The sequence below is a fragment of the Methanocalculus alkaliphilus genome (assembly GCF_024170505.1).
GTDB lineage: Archaea > Halobacteriota > Methanomicrobia > Methanomicrobiales > Methanocorpusculaceae > Methanocalculus > Methanocalculus alkaliphilus.
Genome location: NZ_JALJYG010000015.1, coordinates 1 through 22,850 on the forward strand (window position 1 = coordinate 1; position 22,850 = coordinate 22,850).

At 56.1% G+C, this 22,850-nt stretch carries 19 protein-coding genes and 1 tRNA gene; 7 read left to right on the forward strand and 13 right to left on the reverse strand.

The window, feature by feature from the left end; translation table 11 throughout:
- Positions 1-417: 417 nt before the first annotated feature.
- The 7 genes from J2T58_RS09425 to J2T58_RS09455 form a co-directional block, all read right to left on the reverse strand.
- The gene (locus tag J2T58_RS09425; protein ID WP_253489250.1) at positions 418-1,164 is read right to left on the reverse strand and encodes a hypothetical protein; all 747 of its coding nucleotides are present in this window, start codon (positions 1,162-1,164) and stop codon (positions 418-420) included.
- Between the two features lie 200 nt (positions 1,165-1,364).
- Positions 1,365-1,447 (reverse strand) — tRNA-Leu (locus J2T58_RS09430).
- A gap of 48 nt (positions 1,448-1,495) precedes the next feature.
- Positions 1,496-5,389 (reverse strand): DNA-directed DNA polymerase II large subunit, encoded by a 3,894-nt coding sequence (locus J2T58_RS09435; RefSeq protein ID WP_253489253.1) that lies wholly within the window; start codon positions 5,387-5,389, stop codon positions 1,496-1,498.
- Between the two features lie 5 nt (positions 5,390-5,394).
- On the reverse strand, positions 5,395-5,898 hold the full coding sequence (locus J2T58_RS09440; RefSeq protein WP_253489256.1) for a HEAT repeat domain-containing protein: 504 nt from the start codon (positions 5,896-5,898) through the stop codon (positions 5,395-5,397).
- Positions 5,888-6,841, reverse strand: coding sequence for a mechanosensitive ion channel family protein (locus tag J2T58_RS09445; protein WP_253489260.1), 954 nt, complete (start codon positions 6,839-6,841; stop codon positions 5,888-5,890). The genes J2T58_RS09440 and J2T58_RS09445 overlap by 11 nt, the downstream gene beginning before the upstream one ends.
- Positions 6,842-7,555, reverse strand: a complete 714-nt coding sequence (locus J2T58_RS09450) for a DUF432 domain-containing protein (RefSeq protein ID WP_253489263.1) — start codon at positions 7,553-7,555, stop codon at positions 6,842-6,844.
- A gap of 34 nt (positions 7,556-7,589) precedes the next feature.
- The gene (locus tag J2T58_RS09455; protein ID WP_253489266.1) at positions 7,590-8,954 is read right to left on the reverse strand and encodes a HEAT repeat domain-containing protein; all 1,365 of its coding nucleotides are present in this window, start codon (positions 8,952-8,954) and stop codon (positions 7,590-7,592) included.
- A 148-nt stretch (positions 8,955-9,102) separates the two neighbouring features.
- Here J2T58_RS09455 and J2T58_RS09460 point away from each other — a divergent pair, with 148 nt between their 5' ends.
- From J2T58_RS09460 to J2T58_RS09485, 6 genes are all read left to right on the forward strand, one after another.
- Complete coding sequence (locus tag J2T58_RS09460) at positions 9,103-9,255, forward strand: hypothetical protein (RefSeq protein ID WP_253489269.1); 153 nt, start codon at positions 9,103-9,105, stop codon at positions 9,253-9,255.
- 276 nt (positions 9,256-9,531) lie between these two features.
- Complete coding sequence (locus tag J2T58_RS09465) at positions 9,532-10,023, forward strand: metal-dependent transcriptional regulator (RefSeq protein ID WP_253489272.1); 492 nt, start codon at positions 9,532-9,534, stop codon at positions 10,021-10,023.
- A gap of 64 nt (positions 10,024-10,087) precedes the next feature.
- The gene (locus tag J2T58_RS09470; protein WP_253489275.1) at positions 10,088-11,866 is read left to right on the forward strand and encodes an SLC13 family permease; all 1,779 of its coding nucleotides are present in this window, start codon (positions 10,088-10,090) and stop codon (positions 11,864-11,866) included.
- Positions 11,867-11,880: 14 nt separating this feature from the next.
- Positions 11,881-13,248, forward strand: a complete 1,368-nt coding sequence (locus J2T58_RS09475) for an MBL fold metallo-hydrolase (RefSeq protein ID WP_253489278.1) — start codon at positions 11,881-11,883, stop codon at positions 13,246-13,248.
- Positions 13,249-13,261: 13 nt separating this feature from the next.
- Positions 13,262-13,786, forward strand: a complete 525-nt coding sequence (locus tag J2T58_RS09480) for a YeeE/YedE thiosulfate transporter family protein (RefSeq protein WP_253489282.1) — start codon at positions 13,262-13,264, stop codon at positions 13,784-13,786.
- Positions 13,787-13,798: 12 nt separating this feature from the next.
- Positions 13,799-14,359: a DUF6691 family protein gene (locus tag J2T58_RS09485; protein WP_253489286.1), complete on the forward strand. Its 561-nt coding sequence runs from the start codon at positions 13,799-13,801 to the stop codon at positions 14,357-14,359.
- Positions 14,360-14,395: 36 nt separating this feature from the next.
- Here the strand turns inward: J2T58_RS09485 and J2T58_RS09490 are convergent, their stop codons facing one another.
- The 6 genes from J2T58_RS09490 to J2T58_RS09515 are packed head-to-tail and all read right to left on the reverse strand — an operon-like array spanning position 14,396 to position 21,799.
- Entirely contained in the window at positions 14,396-15,196 is an 801-nt protein-coding gene (locus J2T58_RS09490) for a class I SAM-dependent methyltransferase (RefSeq protein WP_253489289.1), read from the reverse strand.
- 43 nt (positions 15,197-15,239) lie between these two features.
- A complete protein-coding gene (locus J2T58_RS09495) occupies positions 15,240-16,421 on the reverse strand; it encodes an aconitase X (protein WP_253489292.1) in 1,182 nt (393 codons plus the stop codon).
- Complete coding sequence (locus J2T58_RS09500; protein WP_253489295.1) at positions 16,421-17,665, reverse strand: UbiD family decarboxylase; 1,245 nt, start codon at positions 17,663-17,665, stop codon at positions 16,421-16,423. Before J2T58_RS09500 ends, J2T58_RS09495 begins: the two co-directional genes overlap by 1 nt.
- Complete coding sequence (locus J2T58_RS09505) at positions 17,658-18,209, reverse strand: UbiX family flavin prenyltransferase (RefSeq protein WP_253489296.1); 552 nt, start codon at positions 18,207-18,209, stop codon at positions 17,658-17,660. The genes J2T58_RS09500 and J2T58_RS09505 overlap by 8 nt, the downstream gene beginning before the upstream one ends.
- A complete protein-coding gene (locus tag J2T58_RS09510; protein WP_253489298.1) occupies positions 18,210-19,460 on the reverse strand; it encodes an HD domain-containing protein in 1,251 nt (416 codons plus the stop codon).
- Positions 19,461-19,468: 8 nt separating this feature from the next.
- On the reverse strand, positions 19,469-21,799 hold the full coding sequence (locus J2T58_RS09515; RefSeq protein WP_253489300.1) for a PAS domain S-box protein: 2,331 nt from the start codon (positions 21,797-21,799) through the stop codon (positions 19,469-19,471).
- Positions 21,800-21,903: 104 nt separating this feature from the next.
- Between J2T58_RS09515 and cofD the strand changes: the two genes are divergently transcribed.
- Complete coding sequence (gene cofD / locus J2T58_RS09520; protein WP_253489302.1) at positions 21,904-22,809, forward strand: 2-phospho-L-lactate transferase; 906 nt, start codon at positions 21,904-21,906, stop codon at positions 22,807-22,809.
- Positions 22,810-22,850: the final 41 nt, after the last annotated feature.

A 22,850-nucleotide genomic window follows, 5' to 3' on the forward strand; every position in this document is an offset into this window, starting at 1 on the left:
AAATGGGAGATCCAGTCTAATGCTATCGCCGACTACCTAAAGGATCCAAAGTATGCGCTCTAAATTTTTTTCGGAGGGTTATGCGTAAGTCCTATATTGTTTATACTATCGCTTCGGGGGGGCGCCGGGAGGAGATAAAACCTATAGTATACTGAAAGTTTTTCTGGCTTTTTGTTATAGCATACTACACGTCGCTCCTCGGCAAGCCCCCAACAATAATTATATCTATAATAATTACAATCATAATCATTATTGAATTCTATGAAAGGAGAGAAGAGCTCGGGCTGATGGAGCATCTCTCTGCACAGAGCCCTTCGTTCCTTGTCCTCACCGGCAGGCGGGGGGTCGGAAAGAGGGTGCTGATCCCTGAGCTCTCACCATCTCCCCTCGAAGCCACATCACTTTAATGCGTACTGTTCAGCCGAGGATCCAGCTGAAGAAGCCCTTCTTCTGCTCTTCCATCATCGCCCGTTCTTGAAGGCGGCGTTGCTCCTCCTCCATCGGGCCGAGCTGTTCAAGAAGGATCTCTGAGAGTTCCGGGTCCGTTGAAGAGCTGTTCTGGATGAGCTCACGAATCTCCTCTATCCGCCGCTCATTCTCTTCTGCCTGTATTCTGATCCGGTCTGCTGCCTCCAGATCCCCTCCAAAGAGTGTACGCATGATGCCGGATCGCCTTTCTATTGTCATCTCATCCTTCCACTGGGCATTGACCGAGGCATTGTACTCTCGGGCGGTTTGAGCAACATGCGGACCGATACCGGTCATATTTTCAGCAGCCAGAAGGAAGAAGACAGCGTTTCTGACCTGATTCTCATGGATATACCGTGCCCGTGCCTGCTGGGGGAGCGTCTTCACCTCTTCTGCCTGCATCTCCTGCCGGGTGCGGATAAGGGTTCTCAACCCTGCGGGATCAACAGAGTTGTTGATTCTCTCTTCCCGAACAGTTTCACGGACTCGTTCACCCTGCGATGCATCCGGAGGGGCTGCCATCACCGGGGGTGCGGGGGTTGTTACCGGAGGACCCCCGGACTTGTTCCCCGGTTCAGACGGGGGACCTCGTGCAACCGACGCCTGACCAGACTCGCCCCCCTGCTCTGCGGCAATAGCAGGAGCCACGGTTGTGAGGAGAAGAAAGAGACAGATGATGATCGATAATCGTCTCATATCAACCTCTCACACTCCAGAGATGATAATCTTTTTTAAAAGAGGAGATGAACGATCCGATGGCAGAGCTGTGGGAGTCGGGATCTATTCCCCTAGCTCGATTGGCGGCAACATCCCATGAAATCAGAAATCATCTCTGCTGTTGCAATTCGAAGGAATAATGAGTAAATATGCCTCCTGCCCTTTCCAGGATGATCGCATGCGAGTGGCAGGATTCGAACCTGCGAACCCCTACGGGAACCGATCTTGAGTCGGGCACCTTTGGCCTCTCGGTAACACTCGCCCTGAAGATAGTATATTCGCTCTTCACTGCAAAAAAGCATTCCTCGATCTACATAAAATCTGCAAGACCGAGCTGGACCTTCTCCTCCTCCCCGAAGGTGGAATTGATCGAGGCGTCGATCACCCGGATCCGCTGTTTTGTGTACTCAGAGATGGCGAACTGCTCACAGATGGACTGGGAAGCAGCAAGGTACTTCTTCACCGCCCCCTCGGTCACGGTCGCGATGATCCTCCCGCCACACCGGCACTTCCCGGCAAGCGGCATCCTCCGGAACTTGGCAGCGCAGCGTGGACACCGGAACCCCTGTTTTGAGAAAGCATTGAGGTTGCCGATCATATCACGAATGAAATGGGTCGTCAGCACCCGCTCAGCGAGGTCGTCCTCATCCACCGCCCGGATCTTCCGGGCAAGGAGGAGTTCGGCATCGAGCTTATCCACCATCGACCCGAGCCGGGTGTACATCGTCGTCTGAGGACCCGCAGAGATATCCGTGGTATCATGCGTAAACGAGAAGCCCTCATACTGGGCAGGCGTCCCGATCCGGAGCTCCACATGATCCACCTCCTTCTCGAGATCCTTCGGAGCGGCATACCGGAGGCACCCTTCATAGACCGAGAGCGGATACCTGCTCACCAGATCGACATTCAGGGTCTCCTTATCCACCTCAGCCGGATCGATCCGGCTCGTCAGGACCAGGGGGGCATCCATCGATCCCCCACGGGTCTCCGGGAGGAAGGAGCGGGAGAAATTAATCAGGCCGTCAAGGAGGAGCATCACACAATCCTCATCACCATCGCACTGGCCGGTGAAGATCCCGTTCGCATGGAGGGTATGATCCCCGGCAACCGTCAGGCAGTAGACACGATCATCAAGGCACGGAGTCGGCTCTGCGATCCGGATCGTATCTGCAAGCACCATCCCCCCTTCCATTACCGCGACCCGGTCTCCCGGCTTCACCTCAACAGCCCGGATCTTCCGGAGGTACGTGCAATCCCAGATCAGCATCGCGTGATCCGGGGTGACGGCGAGCCGTTTGCCCCGTTCGGTCTCAAAGAGGATGAGGTGATCGGGGGCACGGTGGACCGAGACCGAGGTGATCCGCCGCATCTTCGGTGTCCCGTTCGTATCGATCGCAACCGTCATATGGGGTATTGCAGGATCTGAATAGAATGTCCCGATACGGTCGATGCCCGGGGAGGAGAGATCAAAGTTCCCGACAACAAAATCACGGATCGGGAGTCTCTTCCAGCCATCAGGACCCCGGACCTCGATCTCGGTATCGCCATGGAAGCAGTTCCTCCTCTTTGCTGCATGGAAGAAGGGGTGAGCGTATCCGACGAGGGCCTCTGAATACCCGATAAGCCGTGCCAGCACCCCCGCGCTTGTATGCGGAGCAAGCCCGATCAGGAGCTGGCCGACGAGATCCGCAGGCGTCTGGGCATTATAGTACCGGGGAAGCCCGTAGACCTTCTCCAGGAGATCATCGACAAACCCTGCCACAGATACCAGGTACTCCCCGCAGTCCCGGGAGACGAGGATATCCTGGGGCCTCAGTTCAACCGTCTGATCCAGATCCACCAGATCCCGGCCTTCCATATCCGTATGATACCCAAGTTCACGGAGGCGTTCAGGGGAGACACCGATCTCTCGTGGCCGGAAATGCGTGAGGGGGAGATCGATCATATCGTATCTCACCGTTCCATCCTTAAAGGCGAAGAGATCCCGGACCGCACGGAGGATACCCTTCTCAATCGGCTCCACTGCCCGGTCCCGGGACTTCAGCTCCTTGAGCCCCTTTAAAAGCTTCAGGGCGTCGGGAAGAATGCCAAGGCGGGCAAGGGCATCATCATACTCTTTCTTAATATTGAGATCGACCTCATGCTGGCAGGTGGTCGGGGCATCACAGCGGGGGCACCGATCCTCCGTGACCTCCTTGTTACAATGGAGACACCGGAAGACCGGTTCGGTATGTTCACCGCACCCGCACCGGTTCCAGTAGGTCGTCACCCCACAACGGGGACATTTCCTCTCCCCAAGAGGGATACTGACCGTCCCTGTCGTCTCGATCTGCATCAGGAGATCCCCATCCGGAACGGTCCCGCCACTCTTCTTTGCACCGGCTCCCTGAAATGATCGCCTCGCACCACCGCCATCCCCCACCGGGAAGAGGGCATGGGGTGCCGACTTCATCTTCCGTGGAGCAGACTTGCCGGGACGGCCCATCCGGCCACCGATCCGTGTCCCCGCCTTTGAGCGGATCATAAAACCGCTGAGATGCCGGGCGGCATCAAGGCCGTCTCCTGAAGCAGGAAGCGTCTTCCAGCCATCACGCCGGGAGAGATCCAGTGAGAGGCCGAGGCAGGCAAGAAGGGAGTAATAGGTCCGGATGACGATATCACCACCCTCCATGGTGTGGGGAATCAGGATCTCCTCAAACAGATGTTTGATCTCGGCATTATTCTGGATTCTGAGCTGATCAGATTCCACCCTCCCCCCTGCAGAAACCAGATCCGCAAGGAATCGAAACTCCTCCATTGTGAGATCATCAAAGAACCAGGTGTAATCAGGGTGGAGATACGCACCATCCATCGCAAACCGTATCGCCTCCATCTCATCTTCAGGGTGGCGGGGACCCCGCTCCTGAAGCCACCACTCCTCGCAGTACGACGGTGGAACAAGGGGATGGTTATTCTCGAGGAACTCTCCGAAGCTGATAAGCATCTCACCGACATCAAGGATCGCCTCAATATCAGAGATGAGTGCCACTGCATCCTCCTCCCGGTCTATCCGTCTCACCTCACCTGAGGTAAGAAGGACGGTGGGACCCTCAATGGTATCAACCGGAACCACACCGGCCGCCTTGCCCGGCCGTTCAACCTTCATCTGCGTTCCCGGCGAAAGATATTCACCGAGGATGAACATCGTTGCCGGGTTCAGACCGCCCGCGGCAAAACCACTGTTCCTTCCACGGCCGAGCCGGAGCCGGAACCCACCTTTTCGCATCGGATAGGCAAAGACCGGCCGGCCGGCGATAGCATCCTTGAGATATTTATCCTTCGGGTGGACACCGGTCTCCTCTTCCCCCCCTGATGACGAGGTACCGGCGACGAGGGTATCAAGCCACTCCCATCCCGACATCTTCATCTTCGCAACATTCTTCTGGATCTTTGGCGCCTTCAGTGCGAGTCCCTCGGCGATGACGAGTGCCATCCCCCCCCGGACCGCATTCGTCTCCACCCGTTCGAGATTGCGGTATCCTGAGACCTCATCCCGCTCGGTCGGCTCACCGTCGATACAGACCGGGCAGTTCTCGATGATCAGGCGGAGCTCTGCCTCTGTTGGAGCGTACTGAAGGCTCAGGATATTATTATACTGGCGGATCTCCTCGATGTAGCGTTCGATCTCTATCTGCCGTGGAATATACCGGTTGATCCCAAGCGCACGGCGGACATAGTCTCCGACGAGGACCGAGAGCGCCTGGGCTGTCCCGCCAGCGGACCGGATGGGACCTGCATAATAGATCCTGAGATACTCGGAGCCATCATCATTCTTCCCAAACGTCACCTTCGCGATCCCCTCGGTCGGTGCAGCGACGACTCCTTCGGTCAGCAGCGCCATTGAGCAGCGGATCGCATGATCAACCACCTCCTCTCGCGACGTCTCCCCAAACCGGCGTGCCACAAAATCATCACCGATTCGGAGTGCCGCCTCCTCACGCGACATCTCTGCCTCAAGCTCACGAATACGGGCAGCAACACCGGGGATATGCAGGAGTGCCTCGACACGATCAGCGAGATCATTGGCAATCGGGATCTCAGGAGTTGTTGAGGGATCGATCCCCCGCGATCGTGCCTCCCGCGCAATAGCGAGGGCTTCTTCGAGGGAGCGGTTCATCGAGGAGAGATATGCCTCCATCGCAGGAGACATCGCAGGGAGGCTCATCGCGTTTACCCCTCTTCATCAGGAAAGAGTGCTATGATCCCCTCTTCACCCATCCTGAAGAGGACGAGTTCGGCACAGGTACGGAGGAAGGGATCATCCCCGTCGGCCGCTTCCGAGAGGGCAGGAATTGCCGGCTCACCAATACGGCAGAGTGCAAGTGCGATGGCTCCACGGACATTGACATCATCATCGGCAAGATGCCTGATGAGATGCGGGATCCCCGCCTCACCAAGCGATGCAAGGGATCCGGTCAGGTACCGGCGGAGATCCGGATCCCCGCTCAAACGAATCGCCTCGATCACCGGATCAACAGAAGCAACGCCCATCCTGGCGATGGCGCGGGCAAGGTACCACCGCATCGTCGCCTGTGACTCCTCCAACGCTGCGATAATTTCGGGGATGGCTGACGGGCCGATCGCGGCAAGCGCCAGCTCCGCCTCTCTTCGTGCCTCGAGATCCGGTTCTCCGACCGCTCTGAATAATGCATATATCTCTTCTTTACCAGCCATGTGTCTCACCTGGTTTTGTCTTTTCCTCTTTTTCTATCGGCTGAAAGGGAATCTCCCGGATTGGGGGTGGTTCCTTAACACTCTTCATATCAGCCTTCAGGATATTATTAAACCAGACCTCCTGCTGGGGGAATGGTATCTGGATGCCGTTCTTCTCAAGTTCAACCTTGAGTCTCCAGAGAAGTTCGGTCCGGAGCCCCCACCAGTAGAGGGAGGGAGCCCAGATCTTGACGACGATATTGACGCTTGAGCTGTCAAGTTTGTCAACATAGACAGACGGACCCGGACTTTTTAAGGCATACGGCTGTTTATCGATCATATCCCTGATGATCGAGATCGCTTTTCCCGCATCATCCCGATATCGTATGCCGATGGTATATTCGAACCGGCGGGCAGGATGGATGACAAGATTTGTGATATCACTGGTGAAGAGCCTGGAATTAGGGATCCGGACATAGATGCCATCAAATGTCCGGACGATCGTCGACATAATCTGAATATTCTGGACGGTCGCCGTCATGGAGCCGATCGAGATATTATCACCGATCTTGATCGGCCGCTCGAACATAAGAAATAGTCCGGATACCAGGTTTGAGACGATATTCTGGGTCGCAAACGCCAGGGCAAGTGCGATGATTCCTCCGGCGACGAAGAGACCCGAGAGATCAAAGTGCAGGTATGGCAGTATGACAAGGAAGGTCGCCAGATACAGAAGGTATGTCACGATCGTCGTCATAAAGTCGAGATCCGACTTTGGAACCCTGTCCCCGAAGCTCCGCTTCAGCTGGATCCTGACGACACGGATCAGGGTGAGTGCAAATATAAAGATGATGAGAACCCAGACGAGATCGAGCGGTGTCGTCTCTCCAATGACGGGGGTTGTCAGAAGGTGCAGAATTGTCCCTTCAGACCGAAAGATCGTCTCCGGATCAGAGATATCCATCTAACTCATCCCCTCCTCCATGGTATAGCTTATCGCACGCTCAACACCAGGGATCTTCCTTGAATAGTACAGTTCAATTGACTTCTGCATCCCCTCCCTCATCGGCTTATCGATAAATGAGGTCTCGGCTATCGTATGCTTGATTATCTGCATATGTGCTTTCATTGAGACGAGTTCCTGGTCAAAGTAGATCTTCATCCCATAGTTCTCAAAGACCACACGGGAGACCTCGATCCATCCTTTGGTTGTATTATGCATGGTGAGTTCAAGGACGCCTTCATACCAGGGATCCGGTGATGGACGATGGAGATAGACGGCGCTCCAGTAGTACCGGGTGATCACCCCGGTATCGGTTGGTCCATAGAGGGAGTACTTCTGGGGCATCCGGGAGAATACATCAATCAACTGGATAGCATCTGATTTTCCAAGGAACACCCCGATCTCGATCGGAAATGTCAGATAGATCTGCCGGACAGCCTCCGGTTCGATAAGGATAGGCTCAAACCGGATCTCAAGGAAGCGGGTCACCTCATCAGGGAGGTTCAGGGGTTCAACCGGGTTGATATATACCGTTCCTGATTCTGATGCGACGATCCGCTCCACCGTCTTATCACCAAGGCTTCGGAAGTACCTGATAAAATCCTCATCCTTTGAGAAGCAGACCTTTAAATCGCCTTTTTCAACACAGAACTGGTACCCATACCGACCGTACATCTGATGTGATCTGGTGAGGGAACACCAATAAAGATTACCTCTTTCCGGGAATACCCGCAATAAGCCTGCCTGGGGAGGGGACCTCTTTCTTCAGCTCCTCGATGAAGACGGAGAGACCAGAGTCCCCTGACTCCTGAAGTGCCATTGCCAGTTCCCTTCTCAGATCCGGATCGGCCTCCTCGATCATCTCGATCAGCGGACTCACCGTTCCTGGATCAGCAGAAAGGAGGAGGAGACCGGGGCGGAGATCCGGGGGTGCGGCCCATATTGCCTCGATAAGAGGAGGGATAACGGATGATCCGATTCGTGAAAGGGCCGATATCACCTCGGATCTGACACGGTCATCGGGATCTGAAAGAGCAGTGATGAGGGCCGGAATCGCGTCCTGATTCCCCAGAATACCAAGGGCGGAAGATGCCGAAGCCCTGATGACCGGATCCTCGTCACTAAGGGAGGCGATCAGATCTGATACCGCGGGTTCTCCGATGGTTGCCAGTGCAAGCGCGGCCCTGCTCCGGACATACGAGTCGGGATCAGAGAGGAGGGAGAGGAGGGGATCAATCGCCCGGGGGTCACGAATCTCACCAAGTGCAATTGCAACCTTCCACCTGACATCTTCATCCGGATCTGAGAGGAGGGAGAGGAGTGGACCGACGGCGGGAGATCCAATCCGGGCAAGTGCCTCCGCCGCCTTCCATCGCAGGCCGGAATAGGCATCACTCCTGAGGCTCTCGATGAGTGGTTCGATGGCACGTGGATCCCGGAGCCGCCCAAGGGCATCAATTGCTGCATACCGGGTATCCATCTCACCAAAGGTGAGAATTGCCAGGAGGGAAGGAAGATCACAATCCTGGCGCATTCTGATGATATCCTTCTCAGAGACCATCCGTGCACGAACACGGCACATACTATTCTGGATAACCTCACTCACAGGAATATTAGCCCGGAGCCCGGACGCCAGAGCCGCAGAGAGGAGACCCGCTGCAATGAAGGAGGCTGCACGAATCATCGCATCGCCGGTCACCGATCCGGTGAGGGCAATATCTGCCATGATATGAACAGAACCAAGATATCCTCCGACTGCAACTCCCCAGAACCTGTAGTAGTATGCTGCGAGGATGATCACCAGGTAATAGATATGGGTGTATCCGGTGACGATACCGGCCCCGGCATGATAGACCAGCTCGGCTGCTGTTGCGATGAGAAGACCGAGGAAGATGAATACTGCCGGAAGGTTCCGGTACAGGGGATGCATAGCGATGATATCGTCTGATACAATAATAGTCTTCCCTATCAGGGCGCCGGGCAGAGTCTGCGGCATCCATTCGATTTCATAGACAAAACCGAATGAGTCACGGTAACCTGTTCCATCTCCGCACATTCTTTGGCGAGGAGTCATACCTCCCGAAGAGACTACGATAGTATCAGCGAGCGGGTGAGAAGGGGGAGCACCCCGATCGGGATGCAGAAATGATCAGAACCCTGCTCGCGACACGGAAGCGATACCATGCAGAAGAGCAGTCACACCAGACGGAGGGTTCACTAATATGGGTGTAAACAGTTCGATCAGAAGCCTCCATCACCAGGATGATGGAGAGCGGAGGGAGGCGGTTCGTTCCTTCCTCAGAGGTGCAGTACGATCAGATATCCGCCTCTCCGGAGACGGAGTCAGAGAGGCATATGGAGGGGATAACCAGTAAGAAGAAGAGATGGAACTCCAAATTCCGGAACACGGAGAACCGGAAGGCGGAGAATGCGACAATAACCACTCAGCCATTGGTTATCAATCAAAACCTCATCCAGAACCTGTCAATACGCACGATACAATAGACGCACCAGCCTGACAGGAGATCTCCGATTACCTCTTTTCCATTGTTTGGGTTTTTCCTCTTTTACGAACATTATTCGGCACCACTTGATACCGACCAAACAGAAATAAGTACAACCAACCAATCTTCAAAGAGGGATCTTCGTCTATGCACAGCCATCACCATGGAGGAAAACATTGTTCATCAGGCACAGACCGAAGAACATGCGTCAGCAACCTGTCACGGAAAGCAGAAGACTATCTCGAAGCAATCTACCGCGTTGCCACCGAGAAGGGGTATGCCAGGACGAAGGATGTCGCCCTCGAACTTGGGGTGCAGCCATCCACCGTCGTTGAGATGTTCCGGAAGCTCCACGGCTTTGGCCTCATCGAATATAGAAAATATGAAGGTGTCGTCCTCCGACCGGAAGGTGAAACGATCGGGCGATCCGTTCACCTCCGCCACCAGACCCTCAAAGAGTTTCTCCTCCTTCTGAAAGTTCCTGAGCGGATCGCCGAAGATGATGCCTGCTTTATGGAGCATGAACTCCATCCTGAAACGATACAGCAGATCCGCCTCCTCCTCGACTGTATCGAGTCAAACCCGGATACTGCCGGGACACTCAGCCGCCACCTGCTGACGGCCCGCCTCTCCCGGTAAAGAGGCAACCTTTTTCCACTCTCCCCTCTCATCTCCCTGTATCCAGCAAGGAATGTGATGCAGAATGGAGACCGGCATCCTCCTCGTACTCCTCGTCCTCACAGGAACAGTCATCCTCTTCATCACCGAACGGATACGTATCGATGTTGTGGCAGTCCTTGCCGCCCTCTCTCTTGCATGGCTTGGGCTCGTCACACCGATGGAGGCGTTCTCAGGTTTTGCGTCAAACGCCGTCATCGCGATGGTGTCGGTGATGATCCTCGGATATGGGATCGAGAGGACCGGGATTACATCCCGGCTTGCCGCGGCCATCGTCACGTATGCAGGTACTGAAGAGAGGAGGGTCAATGCCACCGTCTCGATGACGGTCGGTCTCCTCTCCTCGGTGATGCAGAATATCGGTTCCGCTGCCCTCTTCCTCCCGGCGATGAGGAGGATCAGCAGGCAGACGGCGATCCCGGTCTCCCGGCTGATGATGCCGATGGGATTTGCCGCAATCCTCGGGGGAAGTGTGACGATGATCGGATCCGGACCGCTCATCGTCTTAAACGATCTTCTTATCCAGGCAGATGCAGAGCCCTTCTCACTCTTTGCGGTGACGCCGGTCGGCCTTGCCCTCCTCATCGCCGGGGTTGCCCTCTTTGCCTTCTTCGGAGATCGGATCCTTCCAAAGAAGGAGGAGAAGAAGAGAGGTCCGACGGTCGCCGAGATATGGGATATCGATCATCCGATATGGACCTGCACCATCTCACCGACCTCCCCGTTCATTGGAAAGACCCGGGAAGAAGCCTTCTTCAAGCTCAGGTACGGACTTGATCTCCTGGCCGTCCGGACCTATAAGGAGATCACCATCGCCCCATCCCGCCATACACGGCTGGAGCCGGGCCAGGAGCTCGCCTTCCTCGGCACAAAAGAGGACTTTGAGAGATTCGTCAGTGATTCAGGGTGTAATCCCCCGGGAACTTCGAGCAGGCTCAGGGAGACACTGGACGGCGAGGGTTATGGATTTGCAGAACTGATCGTCCGGCCAAAGGCATCCATCGTCGGCCAGAGTATCAGGGAGATCGGGTTTCGCCAACGGTTCTCGATCGAACCCATCGTCCACCAGAGCGGGGAGACCGAGACGAGGGCAGACTTCTCTGATACCCCCCTCACGGCAGGAGACACCATCGTCGCCTTCGGCTCATGGGATGCATTACGGGTCCTTGCAGGCAACCGTGATCTCCTCCTCCTCACCCATCCGGAGGTTGAGACGATACACCATGACAAAGGGGTCCGGGCAGTCCTGATCTTTGCCGCCGCACTCCTCCTCACTGTCACCGGCGTTCCGCTCTCACTTGCACTCCTCACCGGTGCGGCAGGGATGATCCTCTTTGGAATCCTCACCCCCGACGAGGTGTACCGGGCAGTGGAGTGGAAGACCATCGCCCTCATCGGCGGGCTGATCCCGCTTGGGATTGCGATGGAGAAGACCGGGGCTGCGGCACTCGTCGCCACATCCCTCACCGGGACGCTTGCCGGAACCCACCCGCTGGTCATCATGATCGCGGTTGCCATCCTCGCGACCATCCTCTCTCTCATCATCTCAAATGTCGCAGCAACAGTCCTCCTTGTGCCGCTTGTCATGCTCACCGGAGCAGGGACAGGGGTTGATCCACGTGCATTGGCACTCCTTGTTGCGGTCTGTGCCTCCAACTCCTTCATCCTCCCGACCCACCAGGTGAATGCACTCCTGATGGCTCCCGGTGGCTACAGCACACGGGATTACCTCAAGGCAGGGAGTGTCATGACGATCATCTTCATTGGCATCGCCGTAACACTCATCTATTTCCTCATCGCATAGACGACTGATCGCCTATGATCATTCAGCAGTTTTTCATACCGGGAATAGCTCACAGTTCATATATCGTCGCAGGGGACAGGACCTGTGCGATAATCGACCCTGCACGGGATGTCGAGCGATATATCAGGGCAGCAGAGGAGATGGGGGTTGTCATCACCCATATCCTTGAGACCCATCTGCATGCGGACTTCATCTCCGGCCACCTGGATCTCGCAGACAGGACAGGAGCAACCATTTATGCCCCGAAATCAGGGAACTGTGCATTCCCGCATTCAGCAGTAGAAGAAGGAGATATCATCGCTCTTGAGAATATCCGGTTCTCAGTCATCGATACCGCCGGCCATACACCCGAGCATATCTGCTACATCGCAACAGATACCGCCCGGGGGGAGACACCGGTTGCACTCTTCTCCGGCGACACCCTCTTCGTCGGTGATGTCGGGAGGCCGGATCTCTTCCCCGGCCGTGCTGAAGAGCTTGCCACATCCCTCTATGAGAACCTGCATACCAAGATCATGACCCTCCCCGACGAATGCGAGGTCTATCCGGCACATGGGATGGGATCCCTCTGCGGACGGGCGATGGCGGCCAAGCGGACGAGCACCATCGGATACGAGAAGAAGTACAACTATGCCCTCCTGATAAAGAGCCGTGAGGAGTTCATCAATGCACTCACATCCGATATGCCTGCGGCTCCTGATCACTTTGCACGATGCTCGGAGATCAACCGGAAGGGACCGGCACTGATGAAGGATCTCCCGGCGACAGTACCGGTTGATCCGAAAGCCTTCTCTGACACGATCCGATCCAACAGCGCAACACTGCTTGATGTCAGGAGCTACCCGGCATTCTCAGGGCTGCATATCCCCGGCTCCTGGCATATTGATCATGCAGGGAACTTTGCCACCCAGGCAGGGTGGATCCTTCCGGCAGAGAAAGAGATCATCCTTGTTGCCGAAGGGAAGGCACAGGCAGAAGAGGTGGCCCTCCAGCTCCACCGTGTCGGATTCGACCAGGTGACGGGATTCCTCAAAGGCGGAATGCTCGTCTGGGGAACTGCAGGACTCCCGATCAGCCGGGTGCCGGTCATCTCCCCGGAGGAGGCAGACCGGTTCATCAGAGGCGATGAAGCGGTGCTGATCGATGTCCGATCCACCGAAGAGTGGGATGCCGGTCATGCAGCAGGATCGGTGCATATCCCCTGGCATGATCTTCGGACAAGGTATACCGAACTGAATCCTGAGAAGCAGTATATTGTGATGTGCCGTGGCGGGCAGCGGGCGAGCATCGCCGCTTCCATTCTGAAGATGCATGGTATAGAGAGGGTGATGAACCTTGGCGGCGGCTATACTGCATACAGCCGGGCCGGATTTGCACCATGACCGGAGGATAGGAATGATCGAATGGTTTACAGCGGCGACATGGTCGCCCTATATTGTCGGTGCAGGGATCGGGGTCTTGATCTGGACGGCGTTTCTCCTCTCGGACCGGCCCCTGGGATGTTCGACAGCTTATGCCAAGACCGCAGGGATGGTTGAGACCGCCGTATCGCGGGAGAAGGCTGAAGCGATGCCATATTATCAGAAGTTCACCCCGACGGTTGACTGGCAGTGGATGCTGATCATTGGAGTCCTGATCGGAGCCTTCATCTCGGCATATATCTCCGGTACCTTCTCGATCCTGATCGTTCCCCCGGTCTTTGCCGAAGGCTTCGGGACCGAACCCCTCCTCAGGGCAGGTGTCGCCCTCATCGGGGGAATCCTGATGGGGCTTGGAGCACGCTGGGCAGGGGGCTGCACATCAGGCCATGGGATCTCAGGAACGCTGCAGCTCTCCCTGGCAAGCTGGATTGCGGCTATATGCTTCTTTGTCGGGGGTATCGTGGTTGCAGGACTCATATACGGGTTTCCATTCATCTGAGGGGAGACAGAGATGACATTTGATACTCTCAGATCCGATACAAAAGCCCAGATGATCCTCGGCCTCCTCTCCGGTATCGTCTTTGGATTCCTCCTCCAGAAGGGAGGGGTGACCGAGTACGGGGTGATCATCGGCCAGCTCCTCCTCACCGACTTCACGGTGGTGAAGGTGATGCTCTCTGCCGTCCTCGTCGGGATGATCGGTGTCTATGCCATGAAGTGGATGGGCCTTGTCAATCTCCATTACAAGGTGGGATCGGTCGGATCCACCATCATCGGCGGACTCATCTTCGGTGCAGGTTTTGGCATCCTCGGCTACTGCCCGGGCACGGCAGCCGGTGCGGTCGGATCGGGGGCTATGGATGCCGCCATCGGGATGATCGGGATCGCTATCGGGGCAGGTATCTTCGCCCGGCTCTACCCCCGGCTCAACCGCTCGATCCTGAATAAAGGGATCTTCCCCGCAGAGACGATTCCGGAACTCGTCGGGATCCGATCAGAGGTTCAGGCAGTCGGGATCGTGGCGGTGCTGGTCGCCGGGATCCTCTATCTTCTCCATGCCATGGGGCTCTGAAGAGCCTGATTTTTTTTTAAAAGAGGAGGAGAGAAATCATATCTCCCCGGGATCCTTTCGTGCCTCGATCTCAATTCTGTGTACAGGAACTGAGATCCGGCCGGCGGGTGAGGGGGGATAGAGGAGGGTATACTCACTGGTGATGGCCTTTGTAAAGAGGCTTTGCTGATCTTTTGGAACCCTCTCAATAAGATGGTACCAGAATACAACGATCCACCGGGCGAGGGAATCTTCCTCATTGAAGATGAGAGATCGTGAGAGGTGATCCAGCCTGAGGGTATAGAGCCCCGCATCTTCACAGCTCTGCATCATCTCCTCAGGAGAGGGGAGGGTGTAGGGGAGGGTATATCCGTCGAAGTACTCATTCCATGGATGTATTCTGATGAGTGCCTCAATCCGGGAGAGGATCGCCTCTGTCGGCCCCGACCCCTCCATCTGGAGGAGGAGCCTGCCACCCGGAGCAAGGAGACGTGCTGCCGCTGCATAGAATCTGTCTGGATCACACATCCAGTTCATCATATCCAGAGAGACGATACGGGTGAATGCCCCTTCGCCATCGATCCTGTCGATATCGTCTCCCAGAAAGCTGATGTTATTATATCGGTTCGAGGGGTAGGCATCCCGTGCAGACTGTATCATCATCTCCGAGGGATCGATCCCAAGAACACTCCCCCGTGGGAGGCATGCTGCAATGGCTGCGGTCAGCTTCCCGTCACCTGATCCGAGATGAAGCACCCGCTCATCTCCTTTCAGGGCAAGTTTCAGGATCAGTTCCCGTGCAAAATTCTCCGGAGATCCCGATCGTTCCCCCATACCGCCTGATACACCTGGATCCATACTATCAACAAGAGAGATCGATCTGAGAGTTAATAAATGGGGGTTATTCGGTCGCGACCCTGACGCACTCTTCAATGGTGCCAAGGCGCGGAAGAACACCGCACATCGCCGGAAGATAAGTGAAGGCCTTGCCGGAGTTTGTCATCACGGAACCGAGGGTATCTGTTGCAGGAGAGACGACCATACAGGTATCGGGGTAGACAGATGCACCCGACTTCTCGATGATCCCGACGAGATCATGATGCTCATCGATCATCTCCTTTGAGGCAAAGACGAAGAACTCCTTCTTCACCTTCTTTCCGGTGAGAAGCCCGGCAACAGTCCGGAGTTCATCCTCTGAGAGATGCGGACACCCGACGGCGACGGCATTCACATCAATGTCATTGAAGAGGGCATTGACCTCCGCAACGGGAATGGTGATCGTCTCCTTTTGATCGAGTGTAAATGACTTTTTAAAGAACGGTACCCGTGCCTCGGGCGTGATATCCTCAACATGGTAGAGGGCGACCGCCCCGCTTGCCGCCATCGCCGCTCCGAGTGATTTCAGCCGGTCCCGGTTTGGACGAATGGCTCTGAAACAGGGAATCCGGTTTCCTGCCTCTTTTCCTGCAAGGTAGCCAAGCGCCCCATACTCGGCAGGACCCCACTGCTTTGTTGCACCGGGATCATCCACCTCGATGACGAGATCCGGGACCCGGTTCTTCACGATATGCAGCCCAAACTCCGGCGTCTTTCCAATTAACGCGGATGCAAGGGCAGACGGGCCACCTTCGCGGTTCGTCCGTGCACCGATGACAGAGTTGGCATACGAGACCGCCGACGACTCGGACCATGCGAGGTGATCGCCATAATGGACGAGCTGATGATAATACGGAGTGCAGGTACAGGAGAGTGAGATGCCCAGCCGCCGGTATGCTGCAAGGATCTCCTGCTGCTTCTCTGCAAACCCATCATCGATCTTCATTCTTTTCCAGTCATCCCTCGGCATCCCGATAGGGTTTAAAAATGCCGGAACGACGGCACGTGCATCCAGATTCTGGAGCCACTCAAGCCCGGCATCGCCTATCGTCTTGTATGATGCCCCGGCAACCTGGACACTGGATACCGGAATCAGACGCTCCGCCCCGTATACCTTGCCGAGGGCGACAAGAATCTCCATACATATCCGCCGTGTCTCTCCGAATTCCCCTGCGAGAACCTCTTCATCTGATCTGTCAAGTTCCATTACGCATCCCATCCTGCCCGTATAAACTCATCTTCTCTCCCCATGGGGATTGTCGCATCCACCCCGACCTTCACATTCATGCCATCAGCAATCCGGGAGGGATCAAGGGATGATCCACGGACACCACTCACCACCATGATATCGGTATCTCCTCTGAGACGGGTTGCAATCGCAAACTCGACATCCTCGGGATTATGAATATCGATATCCGGATCGACGATGACGACATGCTTGAGCGAGGTATGTGCGGCAAAGGCTGCCATGATGGCGTTCTTGCCATCACCCTCCGTCTGTTTCTCTATCGAGACGACGGCATGAAGATACCCGGCACCCCCCCGCGTCAGGAGAACATCACGGACCTTCGTCACCCCTGCAACCGACTGATAGATTCTTGGCTCATAGGGTGCACCCATCAGGAGACGGTGCTCGGCACCTGCCGGAAGAATGCCATGATAGATTGGATCGGGCTTTGCCGCAATCCCGGTGATCTCGATCACCGGCTGGGATCGGATCGGATCATAGGTCCCGGTGATATCCACAAATGGTCCTTCCGGAGCATTCTGCGCCGTAAGATACCCTTCAAGGACGATCTCCGCATCCGGAACCCGGACACCGTTTCCGAGGGTCCGGACACCGATCTCCCCACCGAGAAGCTCGGCTGCATACGCCAGTTCCCTCCCCTGTGGAACACGGGTGCATGATGCGAAGGTAACCGCCGGATGAACACCGATTGCAATTCCGATCGAGAGCTTCTCTCCGGCTGCATGGGCGGCCTTCATCAGCTGATAGGTATGCCGCCCCTCGACGATACGGGCAATGAGCTGATCTCTTCCTGAGACGAGCATACGGTGTATCGCTGCATTCTCGACACCCCCATATGAGGAGAAGACGATCCCTGCGGTGATATAGGGGCCTGCATCCAGTGGGAAGTGGGTCATAACCGGAACTTTGCTGAGATCCGGGGAATGTGTCTGAATACTCCCCTCATCAATGATCACACCGTCGTACCTGCATGCGGCAAGTTCCGGAACCATCCGGGTGGTATCCTTCCGAAGGGCGAGGGCGAGGGTCTCCCTGCTCGCCGTCAGGTTCATGACACCACGGTGCCCCCCGCTGAGATTGTGGAAGAAAAGGGGGCGATCGGTTCCATATGCCAATTTCGGTGCATCAAAGACGATATCCACCTCATCCTCATATTCGACGAGGAGATCCGCCTCCCTGAGACTATCGATATACTCACGCATGGTAACCACTCCATCTGGTTCCTATTGAATGTTCTATATGCAGGTGATCGAGGATCCGGGCGACGATCATATCTGCCAGATCAGAGATCCCCTCCGGCTTCTGGTAGAAGGGGGGGGATGCCGGGAGGATAAGCGCCCCTGCATCATGGGCAGCAAGCATATTGAGAAGGTGTACCCTCGAATACGGGGTCTCCCTCGGGACAAGGACGAGGGGGCGTCTCTCCTTGAGACAGACATCGGCAACCCGTGCAATCAGCGAATCCGATATCCCATGGGCAATTCCCGCAAGCGACTTCATCGAACAGGGGACGATCACCATCCCGTCGAACCGGAACGATCCGCTTGCGATGCCGGCTGCAAGATCACTGTTCGTCTCATGAATAACATCGAATCCTGAGAATGAGACCCCTTCAAGCTCTGCGATCATCCCTGCCGTCTCAGAGACGATCAGATGTATCCGGCACCGTCCTGCCGTAACAGCAAGAAGCCGTTCTGCATAGATCATGCCGCTTGCGCCGGTCACCCCGACGACCAGTTCCTTCACTTATCTTCCCTCCTCTTCATCTGTATCTATTAGGAGTTTATCTTGTTTTGTAACCGGCCTGAGATTGAGAACCTCGGCCGCTGCAGCAGCCACCCGATCCCGGTGCTCTGCCGGAGCGTAGATCCCAAGCCGCCACTGGGATCGTCGTATCTCATTCATTCCCCGGATTAATGGAGAGATCTCATCAAGAGAGACGATATCATGGCGATTCTTCACCGAGACCCCGATCATGAGATCATGGGGAAACGGCGGGATATCAACGGCTACCGATCCGGGATCAACCCCGGCTGCATCGGCGATCTCCCCGGCAAGCCGGAAGGAGTCACGAAGGTCCGGTTGCGGGATACGGGCACGGTTCAGCGATCCGACACCGACATAGACCGCCCTTTTATAGAGATCCCGCGTGAGAAGGCGGTGTATGATTGAACGGGCCATCCCGCTCTCCGACTCCCGTAACGCCATAATACAGGCGGGATCATCCATCCTGACCAGCTCTTTCTGGTCTCCACCCTCCTCACAATGGGCCATCGCACCGATCAGAAACATCCGCTCTGCGATCCGCGAGACATGATGGTAATAGACGGCAGGCCGCATCAGGGTCCTCGCAACAAGGAGCGATTCTGCCGCCTGAACCCCTGACTCGTCAAGGACAAGCCCCTCCTCAGAGAGAAGGGTGCTCCTGATGATCCGGTTGGCATCAACCGCACCATAGGGCACCCCGGTATAATGGGCATCCCGATGGAGGTAATCCATCCGATCCACATCCAGTTCGCCATGAATCACCCCGGCAAGCCGGTGTTTCCCTGCAATCACCGCCGCAACCTCATCGGGATCGAGGTTCATCCCTGCAAGTGCGGAGGCGGTTGCCGGATCATCAAGGAGATCACGGACACGGTCATGTCCATGACCACAGAAGACCTCCATCACCGGCTCGGATGCATGGGAGAATGGGCCATGGCCGATATCATGGAGGAGGGCGGCCGCCCTGAGGAGATCCGTCTCCCCGGCTTCAAGGGAGAGGTGGCGGCAGAGATGGGTAGCCAGGTGCATCGTCCCGAGCGCATGTTCAAACCTGGTATGATTCGCACCCGGATACACAAGGAACGAAAACCCAAGCTGCCGGATCATCCGCAGCCTCTGGAGAGGAGGGGTATCCAGGAGACGCTCCATACCGGCATCGACCTCAATATCCCCATGAACGGGATCCTTGATCATTCTGCCGGGAAAGGTCCTCGCCCCGATCCTATGCATGATCAGATCTATGATGCAGGAGGACTGATATATATCTCCTTCCGCCACCGGCCACCGGGAACCCGGATACGGAACCCTGCACCACCCGTCTGCGAGGCGAGAGCCTCAATGGATATCCCGGTGAAGGAGAGGATCTCGCGGATTAGCAGAAGACCAAGACCGGATCCCCTCCTCGTTTCATTGAGGAAGAGGGAAGGGACGAGGGCAGGATCAAAGCCTGCGCCATCATCTTCGCAGATGATATCCAGATGATCATCATCCTCGGTGCATCGTATCCTGATCCTGGAGATCCCCTCTCCACCATGCTTTCTGCTATTATCGATGAGGTTGTAGAAGACCTTCTCAAGGAGGGGATCGGCATAGATCGCATAATCACCTGTATCTATCTCAAGGGCAATCCCCCTCGGATCCCTGATCGCATACGCACGCCTCACAACCGCATCGAGATCCTGCCACGCCGGACCGCTCAGCCCGACGCTCTGATAATCATATGTAAATCCGGCGATATCCCGGATCCGGTCGATGGCACGCTCCATCTCCGCACAATACCCTGAACACTCCGGATCAGTGATCCTCTCGGAGAGGAGGGAGGTGTATGCGGCTATCATCATCACCTGGTTAAGGATATCATGCCGGGTGACACTCTGCAGGAGATTGAGCTTCTCATTGGACCTTGTTATCTCCTCCTCCATCCGGTGGCGGTCGGTGATGTCATAGATTGCTGCCTCGATCATCGAACGGCCATCTGCCCCGATCCGGTGCTGGAGCATCTCATGCACCCACCGGGTCCTGCCATCCCGGGTGATGATCCGGTAGTCCGCATCGAACCGATCGCCGGGCGTTGCATATAATGCTGCGTACCGTGGCCGGATCTCGCCGAGGTCATCGGGATGAATGAGGGACTCCCAGAGGGGATCTCCGGCTCGGATCTCCTCAGGGGTATATCCGGTGATCTCCCTGACAGCGCCATGGAGAAAGACGGGTTCTTCCTCACCACTCCTGTAGACAATACCCTGAAAGTGCTGCAGGAAGGACCGGTGCATCTCTTCGCTCTCAGAAAGCCTCCGTTCTGCATCCACCCGGAGGGAGATATCCTCGATCATCGCTATGTATCCAATACCCCCGGCCGCCCTGAAGGGTGCGACATCCGTCTGTGCCCAGATCTCACCCCCGTCCTTGCGAATATACCGTTTCCGGATTCTGTAATGATCCAGAGCTCCCCTGGTGAGCTCCTGAACACCTGCCTCGTTATCGGTGAGATCATCAGGATGAGTGATATCCCGGTAGGTCCGGCCGATCAGATCCGATGCCGTATAGCCGGTCATCTCCAGAAATGCAGGATTGAGATCGGTGATCCGGAGATTATGATCTGCGATGACCATCCCGATTGGTGCCTCTTCGAAGAGGCGCTGAAACCGGGTCTCACTTGCGGCAAGAGCAAGGCGGTCTGCTTCGCCTTCCATGGCAGCCCCGATGATCCGTGCTGCCGTCTCAAGTGCCAGAACCTCAGAATCACTCCAGATCCGATCATACCGGCACTCATCAAACCCGATAACCGCCGGGACCGTCCCCTGCACTATGATCGGGACGATCAGTATCGAGCGGAGATCCGGGGACGCCCGGAGCGCCGTCATGCCGAGGGGGCCGATACTCCCGACCGGCCCCCCGATCGTCATCCCGGAGAAGATCGCTTCGGCAGATCCCTCAAAATCTCTCTCGCTGAGATATGGAGGCGTACCCGCCTCAATGCCTTCAGCGGTCCACCCAGCGATGAGATGAGCAGAGAGACCCGGCGACCCGGCATTCAGCTGATAGATATAGACACGGGAGGCGTCCGAAGCCATGCCGAGACGCCGGATAACACCGGCGATCCGATCCTCCCATCCCTTTCCGGTCAGCAGCTCAGATGCCACATAGGAGGTTGCATCAAGAATCCTGTCACGGGAGCGGAGATCAGATTCCCTCTGCCTCTCCTCTGTCCTGTCGCGGCCGATCCCTTCAATGAAGATACATCCGGTAACGGGATCGGGCTGGATGACATTCTTCGTCTCGATGAACCGGATGCTGCCATCCCTGTGGAAGAGCCTGAATGACCAGGCGCATTCCCTTTCGCTGCCATCGATCCCCCGAAGGAGTCCGTGCTCTTCAGGAGGGAAAATGATCTGGAGAAATGACGGGTTCTGGTAACATTCAGCGGGATCATATCCAAGGATATGCCGGACGGATCCGGAGATATACAATAGTTCCGGAGTTCCGTCAGGGAAGAGGCGAATCCGGTACACCAGATCCTCTGTCCTCTCCGCAAAGAAGGCCAGTTGTGACTCCTGATTGTTCTGCATATCAGTATTGTGAACTATTGATAGGCAGGTGAGACGAAACGATAAATCTACCCATTCGATCCGTATAATAAGACTCATCTATCCTGAGCCACGATGTTATCACCATGATCACCCTCCTCTCAGGTGGAACAGGGACACCCAAGCTGCTCCGCGGAATCCGCCAGGTGCTCCATGACAGTGAGATCACCGTCATCGTCAATACCGCTGAAGACCTCTGGATCTCAGGAAACCATCTCTCCCCGGATATCGATACGGTACTGTACCTCTTTGCCGGAATCCTCAATACCGAGACATGGTGGGGCATCCGGGGGGACAGCTTTGAGACGAACAGGTACCTGGAGCGGATCGGGATGCCGGAATCGATCTCCATCGGGGACCGGGATCGGGGGATCCATATTGCACGTGGAGAGCTTCTCAGGCGAGGGGAGACCCTGACCGAAGCGACACGGGCCATCGGATCGGCTCTCGGTGTCGAGGCGGAGGTCCTCCCGATGTGCGACACACCCGTAGCAACGCATGTGCAAACCGCAGACGGACCGATGCATTTCCAGGAGTACTGGGTGAAGCACCGGGGAAATGTCGCCATCTCGGGGATCATCAGGGAGGCAGAGACACCCCCAATCGCCACGGATGCCGCCATCGAGAGCATCAGAAAGAGTGATGCAGTGATCATCGGCCCCTCCAATCCCGTCACAAGCATCGGCCCCATCCTGGAGTGTGAACGGATGCAGGAGACCCTGCGGGAGACTTTCGTCATCGCCATCAGCCCGTTTATCGGGAGCAGGCCAATCTCGGGGCCGGCAGCAGCGCTGATGGAAGCGTGGGGATATCCTCCGGATTCACAAGGGACACGCGATGCATACGGGGATGTCGTCGATCTCTTCGTCCAGGATATTCGCGATCCCATCGAGGTTCCGGGGAGCCTCAGGCTCGATACGATGATGACCGGAGTAAAGCAGAGCGAGTCCCTCGCCTGGGATCTCCTCTCGATCATCCAGGGGCGCCGATGATGAAGGATCCCAGTAGATAAAAAAGGGTAAATATATACAAT

Coding starts and splice junctions, on each gene's coding strand:
- J2T58_RS09425 (WP_253489250.1), bottom strand. CDS start 1,164: ATGAGACGATTATCGATCATCATCTGTCTCTTTCTTCTCCTCACAACC.
- J2T58_RS09435 (WP_253489253.1), bottom strand. CDS start 5,389: ATGAGCCTCCCTGCGATGTCTCCTGCGATGGAGGCATATCTCTCCTCG.
- J2T58_RS09440 (WP_253489256.1), bottom strand. CDS start 5,898: ATGGCTGGTAAAGAAGAGATATATGCATTATTCAGAGCGGTCGGAGAA.
- J2T58_RS09445 (WP_253489260.1), bottom strand. CDS start 6,841: ATGGATATCTCTGATCCGGAGACGATCTTTCGGTCTGAAGGGACAATT.
- J2T58_RS09450 (WP_253489263.1), bottom strand. CDS start 7,555: ATGTACGGTCGGTATGGGTACCAGTTCTGTGTTGAAAAAGGCGATTTA.
- J2T58_RS09455 (WP_253489266.1), bottom strand. CDS start 8,954: ATGACTCCTCGCCAAAGAATGTGCGGAGATGGAACAGGTTACCGTGAC.
- J2T58_RS09460 (WP_253489269.1), top strand. CDS start 9,103: ATGGGTGTAAACAGTTCGATCAGAAGCCTCCATCACCAGGATGATGGA.
- J2T58_RS09465 (WP_253489272.1), top strand. CDS start 9,532: ATGCACAGCCATCACCATGGAGGAAAACATTGTTCATCAGGCACAGAC.
- J2T58_RS09470 (WP_253489275.1), top strand. CDS start 10,088: ATGGAGACCGGCATCCTCCTCGTACTCCTCGTCCTCACAGGAACAGTC.
- J2T58_RS09475 (WP_253489278.1), top strand. CDS start 11,881: ATGATCATTCAGCAGTTTTTCATACCGGGAATAGCTCACAGTTCATAT.
- J2T58_RS09480 (WP_253489282.1), top strand. CDS start 13,262: ATGATCGAATGGTTTACAGCGGCGACATGGTCGCCCTATATTGTCGGT.
- J2T58_RS09485 (WP_253489286.1), top strand. CDS start 13,799: ATGACATTTGATACTCTCAGATCCGATACAAAAGCCCAGATGATCCTC.
- J2T58_RS09490 (WP_253489289.1), bottom strand. CDS start 15,196: ATGGATCCAGGTGTATCAGGCGGTATGGGGGAACGATCGGGATCTCCG.
- J2T58_RS09495 (WP_253489292.1), bottom strand. CDS start 16,421: ATGGAACTTGACAGATCAGATGAAGAGGTTCTCGCAGGGGAATTCGGA.
- J2T58_RS09500 (WP_253489295.1), bottom strand. CDS start 17,665: ATGCGTGAGTATATCGATAGTCTCAGGGAGGCGGATCTCCTCGTCGAA.
- J2T58_RS09510 (WP_253489298.1), bottom strand. CDS start 19,460: ATGCATAGGATCGGGGCGAGGACCTTTCCCGGCAGAATGATCAAGGAT.
- J2T58_RS09515 (WP_253489300.1), bottom strand. CDS start 21,799: ATGCAGAACAATCAGGAGTCACAACTGGCCTTCTTTGCGGAGAGGACA.
- cofD (WP_253489302.1), top strand. CDS start 21,904: ATGATCACCCTCCTCTCAGGTGGAACAGGGACACCCAAGCTGCTCCGC.